Origin of the sequence: Myxococcus qinghaiensis, assembly GCF_024198215.1 — a bacterium.
Classification (GTDB): Bacteria; Myxococcota; Myxococcia; order Myxococcales; family Myxococcaceae; genus Myxococcus; species Myxococcus qinghaiensis.
Genome location: NZ_JAKCFA010000017.1, coordinates 44,994 through 60,356 on the forward strand (window position 1 = coordinate 44,994; position 15,363 = coordinate 60,356).

A 15,363-nucleotide genomic window follows, 5' to 3' on the forward strand; every position below is an offset into this window, starting at 1 on the left:
GGAGCGCGAGATGAAGGCCGTCGTATTCCATGGGATTGGGGACATCCGGCTCGACGACGTGGAGGAGCCGCGCATCGAGAAGCCGACGGACGCCATCGTCAAGCTGTCGGCGAGCGCCATCTGTGGCACGGACCTCCACATGATTCGCGGGACGATGCCGGGGATGAAGCCGGGCACGATTCTGGGGCACGAGGGCGTGGGCTACATCGAGGCGCTCGGCGATGACGTGCGCAACTTCAACGTGGGCGACCGCGTGGTCATCCCCTCCACCATCGCCTGCGGCAACTGTGTCTACTGCCGCGACGGCTACCATTCGCAGTGCAACGACGCGAACCCCAACGGGCCTTCCGCGGGCACGGCCTTCTTCGGCGGGCCGGCGCAGACGGGGCCCTTCCACGGCATGCAGGCGGAGAAGGTGCGCGTTCCCTTCGCCCACGCGGGCCTGGTGAAGATTCCGGACGGCGTGACGGACGAGCAGGCCATCCTCATCTCCGACATCTTCCCCACCGGCTACTTCGGCGCGGAGCTGGCGGAAATCAAACCCGGGGACACCGTGGCGGTGTTCGGCTGCGGGCCGGTGGGCCTGTTCGCCATCGTCAGCGCGAAGCTGCTCGGCGCCGGCCGCGTCTTCGCCATCGACTGCCACGAGGACCGGCTGGAGCTGGCGCGCACCCAGGGCGCTGAAATCATCAACTTCGACCAGGAAGACCCGGTGAAGACGATTCAGCGCCTCACCAACGGCATCGGCGTGGACCGGGCCATCGACGCGGTGGGCGTGGACGCCGTGCACGCGCACGCGGGCCCCGCGGCGAAGCAGGCCACCGCGCAGAAGGCGGAGCTCAAGCGAGAGACGAAGGAGACCGCGCCGAAGACGAACCCGGACGGCGACAACTGGGTGCCCGGCGACGCGCCCACGCAGGTGCTGACGTGGGCGGTGGAGGCCCTGGCCAAGGCGGGCACGCTGTCCATCATCGGCGTCTACCCGCAGCAGGTGCGCACGTTCCCCATCGGCATGGCGATGAACAAGAACCTCACGCTGAAGATGGGCAACTGCAACCACCGCAAGTACATCCCCCGGCTGCTGGAGCTGGTGCGCACGGGCGAGGTGGACCCCACCGCCATCCTCTCGCACGTGGAGCCCATGAGCGGCGCGCTGGACGCCTACCGCAACTTCGATTTGCGCAAGCCGGGCTGGGTGAAGGTGGAGCTGGAGCCCAACCAGCTCCAGTGAGCCCTCACGCGTCCAGCACCAGGCACGAGTCTCCGAACTCGTGCCCCAGGTAGCCGCGCTCCTCCGCGTGCGCGGTCGCCTCCTTCAAGAGGGGTGACGGCGCGAAGGCCTGGAGCAGCGCGTGGTGGCTGCTTCCAGGCTCGTGCATGCCCGTGAGCAACCCGTGCACCACGCGAGGCACGAAGCCGGGCCCCAGGAGCAGGTCCGTCACCGCCTCGCCCGCCACCAGTCGCCCGCCATTCATCTCCGCCCGCCCCTCCAGCGCGCGCACCACCGTGGTGCCCACTGCGACAATCCGGCCTCCCGCCGCGCGAGTGGCCTCCACCTGAGCCACCGTGGAGGCGGGGATGTCCGAGCGCTCGGGCCTCGGCAGCGCCGCGTCCAGCACCGCGTCTCCCGTGGAGGACAGCCCCGCCGCGTGGGTGAGCGATGCCAGCTTCACGCCCCGACGGCGCAGCGCCAGCAGCAGGTTCCAGGTGAGGGGCAGCCCCGCCGACGGCGCCTCGGTGGCCCAGGGCCGCGCGCCATACCCCGTCTGCACGTGCCACAGCGACAGCGGGGCCACGGTGTGTGCGTACTGCACGGGCCGGCCGCCCTGGTACAGCGCGGACCAGAGCGCGGCGCCGTCCTCGTCGAAGGCCACGCGCACGAGGCGGGGCGAGGGCGGCAGCACCTCCACGACTTGGACGGGCAAGCCGACGACGGTGAAGCGCGAGCCCACCGGCAGCACGGGCGGGAGCGGCCGGTCCTCGGTGCGCTTGCGCCAGTCTCCCGCGCCGAAGAGGACGGCGGTCCAGGTGCCGTCCTGCTCGCGCGCCAGCAGTCGCAGCTCGATTCGCTCTCCCGCCGCCGTGCGCCCCAGGAGCGAGGCGGGGAACGTGGCGGCGTCGTTCACCACCAGCAGGTCTCCATCCCGCAGGAGTGACGGAAGGTCCGCCACGCGGGCATCGGAGAAGCGACGTGCGTGGGGTTCGATGTGCAGGAGCCGCCCCTCCTCGGGGTGGTCCACCGGCCAGCGCGCGGGCTTCATGCGGCCTCCAGACTCGCCGCTTCCAGGCGGGAACCCGACGGCAGCGTCTCCGAGCGACGCTCCACCATCGCGACGATGCGGGCCGCCACGTCCTCGGGCCGCTCGAGCGTGGAGCGGTCCGCCTCCGGCATGGCGTCCGAGTGCATGCGCGTGTCCATCTCCCCCGGGTCGATATTCAGGAAGCGCACGCCCGTGCCCTCCAGCTCCGCGGCCCAGAGGCGGCCCAGGTGCTCCAGCGCGCCCTTGGACACGCTGTAGGAGCCCCAGCGCGGATACGCGGAGAGGGCCGCGTCCGAGCTGATGTTCAGCACCAGCCCGCCGCCTCGCACCACCATGTTGCCCACCACCGCCTTGGTGAGCCGGAAGGGCCCCACCAGATTGACCTCCAACACGTGCTGGAGGTCCTCGCACGCGGTGTCGAGCAGCAAGGGCAGCGGCGTGGGCCCCAGGATGCTGGCGTTGTGCACCAGCACGTCCAGCGGGCCCACCAGCGACGTGGCCACGCCCACCAGCCGGTAGATGGACTCCTTGTCCCCCACGTCATAGGCCACGCCGTGCGCCTCCAGCCCTTCCGTGCGCAGGGCCTCGGCGGCGGCCTCCATCTCCGGGGCATGGCGGGCCACGCCCACCACCCGGGCACCTCTTCGCGCGAAGTGCGCCATGAGCGCGCGGCCCAGGCCCCGACTCGCTCCCGTCACCAGGACCGCTTTTCCGGTCAGCTTCATGTGGAAAGTCCTCCTTGCTGGAAGGGATACGTCGGGCGCGTTGATGGAATGGCGTCGCGGCCAATCCTTTGGCAGATTGCCAACCCATGGCCATCGACGAAGAGGACCTGCCGAGCAGACTGGCGCGCAACATCCGGACCCTGCGGGAGACGCGGGGCGCCACGCAGGCCCAGCTCTCCAAGCTCGCGGGGGTGCCCCGGGCGACGTGGGCGAATCTGGAGTCGGGCACCGCGAACCCCACGTTGTCGGTGCTGCACCGCGTGGCGGCGGCGCTCCAGGTGTCGCTGGAGGAGCTGGTGGCGCGGCCTCGTGCCAGTGCGCGGCACTACCCGCGCGACAGCCTGACGACGCGCATCCGAGGGGCGGGGCAGTTGCGCAAGCTGCTGCCTGACCCGCTTCCGGGCATGGAGTTCGACCGCGTGGAGCTGCCCTCCGGCGTGCGCATCACCGGCGTGCCCCACACCCCCGGCACTCGCGAGTACCTGGCCTGCGAGTCCGGGGAGATGGCGCTGGTCGCCAGCGGTGAGCGCTTCGTCCTCAAGCCCGGAGACGTCGTCGTCTTCCGGGGGGACCAGAAGCACTCGTACGAGAACCCGGGGACGCGCACGGCGGTGGGCTACTCCGTCGTCCTGCTCGCGCCCCCGCTGTGAGGTGACGGCTCAGCCCGCGTCGCGGCCGTAGTACCAGGCGGTGAGGGCCAGGCGCGAGGCGTGGGCGGGCAGCACCTCGTGCTCGATTCGCTCGCTCAGGAAGACGACGAGCGTGTCGAGCACGGGGGCTACGTCCACGGGCGCGGAGTCCTCCGGATACAGCCGCAGCACGCCTCCGTGTTCGGGCACCCAGCCCGGGTTGGCGTACCAGATGGCGGTGGCGCGGCGGTTGGATTGACCTGGGAAGGCGTCGAAGTGACGCGCGTAGCGAGCTCCTCCGCCGGGGTAGCAGGCGAGCTGGAGGTCGAAGCGTCCCAGGCCGAGATAGGCGGCCGACGAGAGCGCGCGTCCCAGCTGGGAGAAGTGTTCCCACAGGACGCCGAGCCCTGTCCCGGGCTCCGGCTCTATCCAGCCGATGAGGTCGCCTCGCACGCGGGAGTCCAGGACCCGCTCGGCGCCCCGGCGGATGCCCGCGGCATGAAGCACTCCGGATTCAGCCCTCGCCAGCGCATCAGCCCGCGCGGCGAGGGCAGCCACATCTCCGAGGAAGACAGGGCGCGTGAAATAACCGCGCGCGCCCAGCTCCGTCACTTCCACATCGGTCAGCTCCACACGTGCTCCTTCCAGCAACGTGCCGCCCACACGCGCGCACCGTGCCCCAGACGCGCTCCGCGAGGAAGGGGATACACTGGGCCCATGGCGCACCTCTCGCGAATCCTGACGGTCCTCCTGGGTATCGCCGCCGGAGCCCTGGGCGCGGGCTTGCTCTTGCGGCCCACCTCTCCCGCCCTGCCCGACACCGCGTCCGTGGTGCAGCAGATGCGCGAGGTGGCGCGGCTGGAGACGTTGGAGGTCGCCCTCTACAAGAAGGTGTCCTTCTCTCCCGAGCCGCGAGCCACGGATGCACTGTGGAAGGACGTGGTGAACTGGGCGGCGTACACGCTCCAGAATCCGCACGGCCGCGCCATCGTCTTCGCGGATGCGCACCTGGGGTTCGACTTCCAGCGCCTGGGCCCGTCGAGCCTCCACGTCGCTGGCACGAAGGTCCACGTCGTGCTGCCGCCCCTGGACGTGCGCGTGGCGCTGCGGCCCGGGGAGACGGAGGTCATCGACTCCAACCTGGACAGCACGCAGACGGCGCAGCTGTTGGAGAAGGCGCGACTCGCCTTCGAGAAGGACGTGCGCGCCGATGCACGGCTCCAGCAGCGTGCCCGGGACTCCGCGGAGCGGTCCCTGCGCGCGCTGCTGCTCACGCTGGGATATCGCGAGGTGGTGTTCGTGGACCGGCTTCCCACCGGCACGGCGGGGTGAGGCGCTCTCGCGGACGTTCACTGCTCTGAGAGCAAGGCGCGTTCAGCGTCCTGGAGCCAGCTCTCGAACGCCTCGCGCTGGGCCTGAGCGTAGTCAGGGGCCTTCACCCGGATGTCCGCGTCGAAGAGGAAGTGCCAGACGATTTCCTCCACATTGGCGCTCTCTGGAACAGAGCGAAGTCGCAGGCACAGCGCGATGGACGCGTCCACCCACGCCTTGAGGCTCTTCTTGTCCGTGGGGTCACGGTCAAAAAGCCGCCTCATCTCCTTGACCGCGGCGGACCACTCGGCTGATGACACGGGTAAGCCTCCTACGTTTCCCACCGCTGGAGCATTCACTCCGGTGGCGCACCATGATGGAGCAGGATGACCGTATCGCCCTGGCGAGGGGTCCGAGCGCCCATTCCTCGTATGACAGGACTGTTGCCTCGGTCATGGCCACCTCCAACTCGACATGAATCAGTCCTCGGCGGCCGGGTCTCGGGTAAGCCCTTCGTCCGACAGGAAGTACAGGCCTTCGATTCCCTCCGAAGTCGGCTCCAGGTCCGCCAGCACTTCCCAGGCCGCTGCGTCGGACACCCGGGCCACGAGCGCCAGCTCACGTCGCACCAGGGAGCCGTAGAGGGGCTCGTCTCCCGCCTGCTCCGCCAGCAGTCGCCGCTGGGACGCGGTGAGCAGCCGCGCGCCGTCGAGCCCATCTCCCCCGGCCACCGCCCACAGGCCCGAGAAGGTCTCCGCGAGCCGGACCTCGCCCTGGTCGATGACCACGGGCCGCACGGGCGCGGGATGCGCCTCCAGGTTCCGCCACGCCGCCGCGTCCACCTGCGCCTCCGTCAATCCGGAGGAACGCAGGGCGGACTCGGGCAGGTAGCGCACGAACTCCGCATCCTCCAGCACGTAGAAGACCTCCAGTCGCGCCGGCCCCGGCCGGTGCAGCGCCCCCACCGCCTTCGCCGCGAAGTCCGCCGGACGCAGCACCGGCCGAAGCCGGGCCTCCAGCGATGCCCCCTCCGCGCCCAGCCCCGAGTCCAACCCACCCAGGCGCGCGGCCAGGGCCTCCACGTAGGCCGACAGCCCCGCTGAGCCAGGGGCCTCGCGATAGGCCGCATAGAGCGAGCCCAGGTCCACGCGCCCCACCCCGCCCGAGGCCAGCTTCACCAGCAGGTCCTTCCCCTGTCGCCGGAAGGCCACTCGCGCCCGTCCCAGCGCGCCCGCCAGCGCGGCGGTGAACTCCGGCCGGAGCACCTGCTCCTCCGGCGCGGCCTGGGGCGGAAGCTCCGCCGCCTCCAGCTCCTCCTTCAACAGCCGCGTCTCCGCGTCGAACGGGTCTCTGGCGAGCGCATCCTTGACGTACACCTGCGCCCTCTCCACCTCGCCCCGGCGCAGCGCCAGCACCGCGAGCACCTTGAGGACCTCCGGGTCCCCGGGCTCCTGCGCGCGCGCCTGCCGCAGCAGCGCCTCCGCGTCCCCGTGGCGCTCCAGCCCGAGCAGCGCCCGGGCGAGCCCCAGCATCACCGGCACGTCCCGAGGGAAGTCGCGCCGCAGCGCCTCCAGCAACGGCAGCGCCTCGCGGTCCGCCCCCGCGTTGATGAGCGCATGCGCCACCGCCAGCCGCGTCGTCGGCCCCTCACTGCCCTGCACCTGGGCGCGGAGCACCGCCAGCTCCGTGTCACTCAGGACCTCACCCGCCTCCACCTTGCGGCGGATGCGCTCCACTTCCAGCAAGCCGTTCACCCCCGCGACTCTAGACGCCCCGCCCCATTTCACGAATCCACCCCGCACCGGCCCCACGTTCCATTGCCAGACAAGCATTCCAACCCACCCGGACGCGCCGGGAGAACCCCATACACAAACACAGCAATAGACAACACTCACATACCCCGGAGGTGGATGGCCTGCACAAAACCCGGCAGGCAGGATGCGCCTCCTTCCCAGACAACCTCCTCAATGCCTCTCGAAAATCGAGGGACCCCCATGCCGGACGTGCCCGCCTCGCAGCCCCAGCGTTGGACCCGGGACTATCTCTTCGACATCCTGCGCATGCTGGAGATTGGCTACATCTTCGGCGTCCCGGGGACGAACGAGATTCCCATCATCGACGGGACGGAGACCGCCGAGAACAAGGGCAAGGTCCGCTACATCGAGTGCCTGCACGAGAACATCGCCCTGGGCGCGGCCATGGGCTACGCCCGGATGACGGGCCGCCCCGGCGTGGTGGAGGTCCACGTCACCCCCGGCATCGGCCATTGCATCGGCAATCTCTCCAACGCGTGGAAGTCCCACGTCCCGCTCGTGGTGCTGTGCGGCCAGCAGCAGAACGAGCTCGTCACGCAGGAGCCCCTGCTCGCCTCGGACGTCGTGCAGATTGCCAAACAGTTCACCAAGTGGTCCCACGAGCTGCGCGCCTGGGAGGAGATTCCCCTGGTCCTCCAGCGCGCCTTCAAGGAGGCGATGGCGCCCCCCATGGGCCCCGTCTTCATCTCCCTGCCCTGGGACTTCACCATCCGGAAGATTGGCCCCGACGAGCGCGTCCGGGGCGTCACCCGCATCCCCCAGCGCTTCACGGGGGATTCGGACGCCGTGGCCCACGCGGCCCAGCTGCTCGCGGGCGCGAAGAACCCCGTCATCATCGCCGGCGACGCCGTGGGCTACGCCGACGCGTGGAAGGAGGTGCAGGAGCTGGCGCTGCGCCTGGGCGCCCCCGTCTACCTGGAGGGCTTCAGCAGCCTGGCCAACTTCCCCAACAATGACTACCACTGGCAGGGTGAGCTGCCCGGGGACCAACAACAGACACAGCAGCGCCTGCTGCCCCATGACGTGGCGTTCCTCTGTGGCTTCGGCGCCCAGGCCCAGCTCGCCGTCTACAAGTACTCCGACGGGCCCCTCATCCCCACGTCCGTGCGGCAGATAGCCCTGGCCAACAACACGTGGGATTTGGGCAAGAACGCCTTCGCGGAGTCCGCCATCCTGGGCGACATCAAGGCCACGCTGCCCGGGCTGAACGCGCTGCTCGCCCAGAACCCGCCCCCGGGCGCGGACGCGCGCAACCAGCAGCTCCAGGCCGCCTCCGAGGCGCGGATGGCCGCGTGGCGCCAGTACGCCGCCCAGGCCCAGCAGGCGGAGCACATCTGGGGCGTGCTGGTGGCGGACAGCCTGCGCGAGCTGCTGGTGACGAAGAACCTCCAGAAGCGCTTCGTCTACGTGCACGAGGCGGTGTCCGACGCCGCCTCGTTCCAGATGATGCTTCCGCTGGGCGAGGGCGAAGCGCCCACCAGCTACTACTGCACCCAGGGCGGCTCGCTGGGGTGGTCCATGCCCGCCTCGCTCGGCATCAAGCTGGCGGGGCCGGGCACGCAGGGAGTCGAACCGGAGCTGGTCATCAATGCGGTGGGGGACGGCTCCTGCCTCTTCTATCCCCAGGTCTGGTGGACGGCGGCGCACCGCAAGCTGCCCATCCTCTACCTCATCATGAACAACCGGGAGTACCACACGCTTCAAGCGGGGCTTCAGCAGGTGGTGACGGCCTACGGCGATGCACCGGGCTTCGGCTGGAAGCCGGTGACGATGACGCCCGAGTACCTCACCCTGCGAAACCCCGAGTTCAGCTTCGTGGACGTGGCGAAGTCCTTCGGCGTTCCGAACGGCCAGGTGATTCACCGTCCGGACCAGGTGAAGGCCGCGCTGAAAATCGCGGTGGAGCACGTCCTGACCCGCCATGAGTCGTACGTGCTGGACATCCGCACGGCTCAGGTGACGCCGCCACCGCCTGCTGGGGCGGCCGGCAAGGGTCTCCAGGCAACGGCGGCCCCCGTTGCCCCTCCACCTTTGGACTTCTGGTTCCACCAGCAGCACCCCCAGCGTGTCGACGACGGCGACAGCCCCCTGCCGAGAGGCGCGCAGGTCGTCTTCTGAAGTGAAGCAGCCCCAATCACCCGGACGTGAAGTGGAGGCAGCACATGGCGGAGACGGTTCTCGATGTGGCCATCGTCGGAGCGGGTGTGTCCGGCGTGTACTCGGGGTGGAGGCTGCTGACCCACGGAAGCGGCGCGGGGAACGTCGCCGTGTTCGAGGCGAGCGGGAGAATCGGAGGGCGGCTGCTCTCCGTGTCCCCGCCGGGCATCCCCAACATGAAGGCCGAGCTGGGCGGCATGCGCATCCTCCCGGAGGTGCAGCCGCGCATCAGCGAGCTCCTGAAGCGGCTCAACGAGGGCGCGCCTCCCGCGCAGCAAATCGAGACGTTCGCCTTCCCCGTCGACAAGCCCGCCAACATCGCCTTCCTGCGCGGCGTGCACCTGCGGCTCGCGGACTTCGCCGAGCACCCGGACAAGGTGCCCTACCGGCTCAACTTCCTGGAGCACGGCCAGACGGCGGGCAGCATCGTCCTCAATGCGATTGAGCAGTTGGTGCCGGGCATCACCGCGAAGCACCTCACGGAGTACGAGCGCCGGGAGATGACGCGCGCGGCGAGCTTCGCCGGCAAGCCGCTCCACGAGCAGGGCTTCTGGCAGGTGCTGGCCCGGGTCATCTCCGGCGAGGGCTACCAGCTCGCGCTCGACGGCGGCGGCTACGAGTCCACGCTCAACAACTGGAACGCCGCGGACGCCATCCCCTGGTACCTGTCCGACTTCGGCGTCGACTCCGCCTATTACGGCTTCAGGAACGGCTTCCAGCAGGTGCCGCTCGTCCTGGCGGAGCGCTTCCAGGAGGCAGGAGGCACCCTCCACCTCAACAGCCAGCTCACCGGCTTCGACTGGAAGAACGGCCTGGCGGAGCTGCACTTCCAGGACGGCGCGCCGGTGCAGGCAAAGGCGCTCATCCTCGCGATGCCACGCCGGGCCCTGGAGCTCATCACCCCGGGCAGCCCCTTCCTCCAGGACGAAGAGGTGGTGCGGCTGGTGGGCAGCGTCACGCCGCAGCCCCTGTTCAAGCTGTTCACCACCTACAGCGACCCGTGGTGGAGACCCGCGGGCGTGGAGGAGGGGCGCACCGTCACGGACCTGCCGGTGCGGCAGACGTACTACTGGCCCACCCACGACGGCGCGCCGGCCAAGAGCGGGCCCGCGATGCTGATGGCCAGCTACGACGACGGACTCAACGCGGGCTTCTGGGACAGCTTCCGCCCCAAGCGCGGCCTGGGCTGGCGCAAGGAGGCGCGCAACGTGCCCCGGCCCAAGCGCTTCGTCGGCGAGCGGGAGAAGGCCGGCCAGGGCAAGGAGATGGACCCGGAGTGGCTGGCCAACGAGGCCCCCGAGGCCATGGTGGCGGAGGTGCAGCGGCAGCTCGGCCTGGTGCACGGCCTCATGTACGTGCCGCCCGCGCTGGAGGCGAGCTTCCGGGACTGGGGCGATGACCCATACGGCGGCGGCTGGAACAGCTGGAACATCGGCGTGAAGAGCTGGGAGGTGCAGGAGCGCATCGTCCAGCCGCAGGCCAACGTCCCCGTCTACATCTGCGGCGAGGCGTACTCCGACGCGCAGGGCTGGGTGGAAGGCGCCCTCCAGACGGCCGACATGATGCTCACCCGCATGGGCGTCCCCCCGCTCGTCACCGCGGGCCTGAAGCCGGGTCGCTGACGCTTGAGCCTGGCGCTCCGGGGCCCGCGCCCCGGGGGCCTTCAGTGTCGTGGCGACGTGTCGGGACTGTCGCTGGTCTCGGGCTCGGGCGTCTCTCCGGCGGCTTGCGCGGCCTCGCCGCCCGAGCCGCCCTCCGTCTGCGCGAGGAAGTCATCCAGCGCGCCCACGTCGATGGGCTTGCGGAACACCGCGTCCACCAGCGCGAGGTTGGCGCGGTTCTGCCCGCGCACGTCCATGCCGGTGACGATGGCGAGCAGCGCGTGGGGCGACCTCTCCCGCACCGCGCGCGCCAGCTCCCAGCCGCTCATCTCCGGCATCACCGCGTCCAGCAGGGCCGCGTCGAAGCGGCGCCGGTCCCACATGTCCAGCGCCACGCGGGGGTCATGGGCCACCTGCACCTCGTAGCCCTCTTCCCCCAGGACTTCCGCCATCATCCGCGCGTTGTCCAGGTCGTCGTCCACCACCAGCACGCGGCGCGTCTGCTGGAAGCGTCGAGGCGCCGCCGGAGCCACGGCCTTCGTCCCGCTCGGCGGGGTGCGCGCGGGCTCGTAGGTGGCCGACTGCTCGTGGACGCGCGGCAGCCGCACCACGAAGGCCGCGCCCTTCCCTGTCGTCGCGTTCTCCGCCGTCAGCTCGCCGCCCCAGCGCTGCACCTGCGCACGCGCCACCGCGAGGTACAGCGAGAGCTGCGGCGCCCCCGGGTCCCTGCGCAGCGGGTCGAACAGGTGCGTGAGTTCCTCGGCCGCGTACGTCGGGCCCTCGTCCTGGATGCGAAGGGTGAGCCAATCGCGGCCTTCCGTGCGCGTCGACAGCTTGAGGTGGCCGCCCTCCTCCATCCTGTCGCGAGCCGCCAGGAGCAGGTTCACCACCAGCTCGCGGAAGAAGGCCGCGTCCGCGCGCACCGCGCCCGGGTCGTGCAGCTCCAGCTCCACGTAGACGGGGTGCTCGCGCTGCTCCAGCTCGCCGCGCGCCAGCTCCAGCGACTCGCGCACCGTCTGGTCCACCTTCACGTCGACGGGCCGCTCCTCGGTGCGCTGGACGTTGAACTCCTGAAGCCGCGCCACCAGCTCGCCAATCTGCTGCACCGTCTTGTCGAGCGCCTCCAGGTGCTCGGGCTTGTACTCGCGCTGGAGCAGGGTGATGCGCAGGCGCAGCACGTTGAGGAAGTTGTTGAGCGCGTGCGCCGCGCCGCCCGCGAGCTGGCCCAGCGCCTGCTGGCGGGTGCGCTGGAGCAGCCGCCCCTGGAGCCGGCGCAGCTCGCTGTAGGCGCTCTCCAGCGCCTTGGTCTTGTTCGCGGACTCGGTGCGGTCAGTGAAGGTCTGGATGGCGCCGGCCAGTTCGCCTTCCTCCTCCCAGACGGGCGTGGCGCTCATCTCCAGCGTCACCTCGCCACCGCCGGGGCGCTCCACCACCATCATTACCCCGCGCACCGGGCCCTGCTCCTTGAGCGCGCGCACGAAGGGCATGTCGGCGACCTTGAAGGGCTCGCCCGTCAGGTGCCGGGCGTTCACCTGCGTGAGCACCGGGGACACGGTGTTCACCGCGCGCCCGCCCACCACCGCGCGCATGGGCACGCCCATCAGCCGGCTCACCGGCGGCGTGGCGAAGGACACGGTGCCGTCCACTTCAGCCAGGAGGATGCCCACGTCGACGTGGTTGAGCACCGACTCCATCACCGCCGCCTCGCGGAAGCGCACCTCCTCCGTCTTCAGGATGCGCGCGTAGGATGCCTGCGCCGCCGCGTCCCCTTCCCACACCAGCTCCGAGATGAGGCCGGCGACCTCCGGCTCAATCAGTCCGCCGTGGTGGCGCGCGTAGACGTGCAGCAGCACCGACTCCAGGGACTTGAACTCGCGTGTCAGGTCCTCGGGCTCGAAGTTCTGCGTGTACCGGTCCGCGCCATGGGAGCGGGCGACCTCCGGCCACAGGCGCACCGCATCCTCGCCCCGGTCCTTGAGCAGGCGCGCCATCTCGCCCACCAGCCTGCGCAGCGGGGCCCGCAAGTCCCGGCCCGGAATCTCCACCTCGTAGACTTCCGCGCGCAGGCGCTTGGCCCACAGGCGCGCCACGCGCTCCTGCTCTCCCTGGAGCAGCTCCGACAGGGCTTCGATGGGATTGAGTCGAGCCACGTTCAAGTCGCCAAGGTGCGCACGCCCGCCCGCCATGGCCACCCGGGCCCCCGTCTGGACGCCCGCTCCCGGGGCACGATGCCACCGTGCGAGCCCGGCTGCCTGGACGCTCACCAGGGAGGCGGGGTGTCCGCGCGGGCAGGTTCGTCGGGGGCGATCAGCCGGGCGAGCCGTTGCATCGGCTCGCGCCCCGGCCCACCTTCCGGGAACGGATGCCCCTCAACGAGCCCATCAAGAACGACCTGCTGGAGTCGCCCTGGCTGTCGCAGCAGGCCATGGCGCAGCTCTTCCGGGGCGAGCTGAGCCGCTCCGACACTTGGCGCACGCGCCTGGACACGACGACGAACTGGGCGCTGACGACGACGGCGGCGGTCATCTCCTTCGGCTTCGCGACGCCGCAGAGCTCGCACGTCACCTTCCTCGTTGGAATCTGGATGGTGGTGTCGTTCCTGCTCGTCGAGGCGCGCAGGTACCGCTACTACGACTTGTGGAACCGCCGCGTGCGCCTCCTGGAGGACGGCTGGTGGGCCCCCATGCTGCGCCGCGAGCCGGTGGACCCGGACGCCCTGCGTGAATTGGCGGTGGAGATGTCCCGCCCGCAGATTCAGCTCTCGTTGCTGTCTGCCATCTCCACGCGGCTCAACCGCACCTATGGGCCCATCCTGATGGTCCTGTTGGTGACGTGGTTCTTCAAGGTCTACAGCCACCCGAAGCCCCCGGTGGACTTCCTGGAGTTCGTCACCCGGGCCCACGTGGCGTGGATTCCAGGGCCCATCGTGATGTTGATCCTGGTGTTCATCACGATTACGGCGACGTACCTGTTCATCTCCTCGTTCTTCATCCGGGCCCCGCTGGGGGAACTGCGCACCCGGCCCCGGGGGCGACGCGCCGCGCTGTGGGAGTCGTTCTACCGGCCCTACGCCATCCGCAAGCGGCACCGGCCCACCCGGAGGCCCGCTCGGCGGCCAGACTCGGCGTCCGAGCACTGAGGGCCTGTTTCACCCGGGGCGCCACTTGAGGGCCCTGGAGGGGGGCCCTGACTCATGGACCCCATGCCTGGCCCTGTAGGTCGGAAGTTTTCGTCCTTTCGAGTCAGGGGGATTTGTGCTGTGAATCCGCACCCATGGCGAACACGCGCACTGTCACGGTCATCAATGGAGACGGCATCGGCCCCGAGGTGATGGCGGCCACCATTCGCGTCCTCGAGGCGCTCAAGGTTCCGCTCGAGTTCGAGCACAAGGACGCGGGCGCGGAAGTGGTGGCCAAGTACGGCACCAACCTGCCCCACGAGACGGTGGAAGCGGTGCTGCGCAGCGGCGTCGCGTTGAAGGGCCCCACGGGCACGGTGGTGGGTGGCGGTCTGCCCTCCGCGAACGTGGGTCTGCGCAAGCGGCTGGACCTGTACTCGTCGCTGCGGCCCGTGAAGAGCGTGAAGAACGTGAAGACGCGCTACGAGGACGTGGACCTCATCGTGGTGCGCGAGAACACGGAGAGCCTCTACGCCGGCCTGGAGCACATCATCGTCCCGGGCGTGGTGGAGTCGCTGAAGATCATCACCGAGAAGGCGTCCACGCGCATTGCGCGCTTCGGCTTCGAGTACGCCCGGAAGCACGGTCGCAAGAAGGTGACCGGCGTCCACAAGGCGAACATCATGAAGCTGTCGGACGGTCTGTTCCTGGACTGCTGCCGCAAGGTGGGCCGTGAGTATCCGGAGATTCAGTACGAGGAGGTCATCGTCGACAACCTCTGCATGCAGCTGGTGAAGGACCCGACGCGCTTCGACGTGATGGTGTTGGAGAACCTCTACGGCGATATCGTCAGCGACTTGTGCGCGGGTCTGGTGGGCGGCCTGGGCATGGTGCCGGGCGCGAACATCGGCGAGCGCACGGCGGTCTTCGAGGCGGTCCACGGCACGGCGCCGGACATCGCGGGCAAGGGCATCGCGAACCCCACCGCGCTGATGATGTCGGCGGTGATGATGCTGGACTACCTGGACATGGGCGAAGAGGCCCGGCGCATGGAGAATGCCCTCCACAAGGTCTACGGTGAGGGGAAGATCCGCACCGGCGACCTCGGTGGCAGCGCGACGACGCGCGAGTTCACGGACGCGCTCATCGCAGCGCTGTAGTCGGTTCGACGGCGCATGCCGTCACTGGAGCCCGGGTCGCCTCTCTGGAGGTGCCCGGGCTTTTTCGTGTCTGGGGGACGGGTCAGGAGCGAGTGCTCCTCGAGTTCGTTGAGTGCTCAACGCCTTCCGGCATCACGGCGAGCGGCGGCTCGAGCGCGCCATGACGTTGGCGGACCACTCGTGCTCAACGCCTTCCGGCATCACGGCGAGCGACGGGCCGACATCAGCGTCTCCTTCCTGTCGTGCTCAACGCCTTCCGGCATCACGGCGAGCGGCGGCAGCACCAACACGATGTACTTCCTCAACACCAAGTAGTGCTCAACGCCTTCCGGCATCACGGCGAGCGGCGGATAATCTCCGCGCCGCCTACGACGCCGCGAAGGGGGCTCAACGCCTTCCGGCATCACGGCGTACGGCGGCCCCTTCGCATCGAAGGCGCCACCACTGAGGAGCTCTGAGTGCTCGACGCCTTCCGGCATCTCGGCGAGCGGAGGCAGGAGTGGAGCAGCCCGTGGACGGGTGGTCAACGCCACCGGCATCACGCGAGCGACGGTGCTTCTGCTGCAGGCCGCTTGCAGGGGCCTCCA

General features: G+C 69.9%; 13 protein-coding genes and 1 CRISPR repeat array. Of the genes, 7 read left to right on the forward strand and 6 right to left on the reverse strand.

Features of this window, described 5'->3' with window-relative positions; genetic code table 11:
- The first annotated feature begins 10 nt into the window (after positions 1-10).
- Positions 11-1,231: a zinc-dependent alcohol dehydrogenase gene (locus tag LZ199_RS28655; protein ID WP_253996956.1), complete on the forward strand. Its 1,221-nt coding sequence runs from the start codon at positions 11-13 to the stop codon at positions 1,229-1,231.
- A gap of 4 nt (positions 1,232-1,235) precedes the next feature.
- On the opposite strand, the gene LZ199_RS28660 is transcribed toward LZ199_RS28655, so the two are convergent.
- Both LZ199_RS28660 and LZ199_RS28665 read right to left on the reverse strand, forming a co-directional pair.
- A complete protein-coding gene (locus LZ199_RS28660) occupies positions 1,236-2,261 on the reverse strand; it encodes an S-adenosylmethionine:tRNA ribosyltransferase-isomerase (RefSeq protein WP_253996957.1) in 1,026 nt (341 codons plus the stop codon).
- Positions 2,258-2,986 (reverse strand): SDR family NAD(P)-dependent oxidoreductase, encoded by a 729-nt coding sequence (locus LZ199_RS28665; RefSeq protein WP_253996958.1) that lies wholly within the window; start codon positions 2,984-2,986, stop codon positions 2,258-2,260. The genes LZ199_RS28660 and LZ199_RS28665 overlap by 4 nt, the downstream gene beginning before the upstream one ends.
- 92 nt (positions 2,987-3,078) lie before the next feature.
- Here LZ199_RS28665 and LZ199_RS28670 point away from each other — a divergent pair, with 92 nt between their 5' ends.
- A complete protein-coding gene (locus tag LZ199_RS28670) occupies positions 3,079-3,636 on the forward strand; it encodes a helix-turn-helix domain-containing protein (protein WP_163871007.1) in 558 nt (185 codons plus the stop codon).
- Positions 3,637-3,645: 9 nt separating this feature from the next.
- Here the strand turns inward: LZ199_RS28670 and LZ199_RS28675 are convergent, their stop codons facing one another.
- On the reverse strand, positions 3,646-4,248 hold the full coding sequence (locus LZ199_RS28675; RefSeq protein ID WP_253996959.1) for a 2OG-Fe(II) oxygenase: 603 nt from the start codon (positions 4,246-4,248) through the stop codon (positions 3,646-3,648).
- Positions 4,249-4,332: 84 nt separating this feature from the next.
- On the opposite strand from LZ199_RS28675, the gene LZ199_RS28680 reads away from it, so the two are divergent.
- The gene (locus LZ199_RS28680; RefSeq protein ID WP_253996960.1) at positions 4,333-4,947 is read left to right on the forward strand and encodes a DUF4230 domain-containing protein; all 615 of its coding nucleotides are present in this window, start codon (positions 4,333-4,335) and stop codon (positions 4,945-4,947) included.
- Positions 4,948-4,964: 17 nt separating this feature from the next.
- On the opposite strand, the gene LZ199_RS28685 is transcribed toward LZ199_RS28680, so the two are convergent.
- Both LZ199_RS28685 and LZ199_RS28690 read right to left on the reverse strand, forming a co-directional pair.
- A complete protein-coding gene (locus LZ199_RS28685) occupies positions 4,965-5,246 on the reverse strand; it encodes a hypothetical protein (RefSeq protein ID WP_253996961.1) in 282 nt (93 codons plus the stop codon).
- A 159-nt stretch (positions 5,247-5,405) separates the two neighbouring features.
- The gene (locus LZ199_RS28690; protein WP_253996962.1) at positions 5,406-6,680 is read right to left on the reverse strand and encodes a tetratricopeptide repeat protein; all 1,275 of its coding nucleotides are present in this window, start codon (positions 6,678-6,680) and stop codon (positions 5,406-5,408) included.
- Between the two features lie 240 nt (positions 6,681-6,920).
- Between LZ199_RS28690 and LZ199_RS28695 the strand changes: the two genes are divergently transcribed.
- Both LZ199_RS28695 and LZ199_RS28700 read left to right on the forward strand, forming a co-directional pair.
- Positions 6,921-8,858 (forward strand): thiamine pyrophosphate-binding protein, encoded by a 1,938-nt coding sequence (locus LZ199_RS28695; protein ID WP_253996963.1) that lies wholly within the window; start codon positions 6,921-6,923, stop codon positions 8,856-8,858.
- Positions 8,859-8,902: 44 nt separating this feature from the next.
- Positions 8,903-10,519, forward strand: a complete 1,617-nt coding sequence (locus tag LZ199_RS28700) for a flavin monoamine oxidase family protein (RefSeq protein WP_253996964.1) — start codon at positions 8,903-8,905, stop codon at positions 10,517-10,519.
- A 41-nt stretch (positions 10,520-10,560) separates the two neighbouring features.
- Here LZ199_RS28700 and LZ199_RS28705 read toward each other — a convergent pair whose 3' ends face one another.
- Positions 10,561-12,684: a response regulator gene (locus LZ199_RS28705; protein ID WP_253996965.1), complete on the reverse strand. Its 2,124-nt coding sequence runs from the start codon at positions 12,682-12,684 to the stop codon at positions 10,561-10,563.
- 176 nt (positions 12,685-12,860) lie between these two features.
- Between LZ199_RS28705 and LZ199_RS28710 the strand changes: the two genes are divergently transcribed.
- Together LZ199_RS28710 and LZ199_RS28715 are read left to right on the forward strand one after the other, a co-directional pair.
- Entirely contained in the window at positions 12,861-13,637 is a 777-nt protein-coding gene (locus LZ199_RS28710) for a DUF2270 domain-containing protein (protein ID WP_253996966.1), read from the forward strand.
- A 134-nt stretch (positions 13,638-13,771) separates the two neighbouring features.
- Positions 13,772-14,776: an isocitrate dehydrogenase (NAD(+)) gene (locus LZ199_RS28715; protein WP_253996967.1), complete on the forward strand. Its 1,005-nt coding sequence runs from the start codon at positions 13,772-13,774 to the stop codon at positions 14,774-14,776.
- Between the two features lie 112 nt (positions 14,777-14,888).
- Positions 14,889-15,271: a CRISPR direct-repeat array (repeat unit 36 nt; unit sequence GTGCTCAACGCCTTCCGGCATCACGGCGAGCGGCGG).
- Positions 15,272-15,363: the final 92 nt, after the last annotated feature.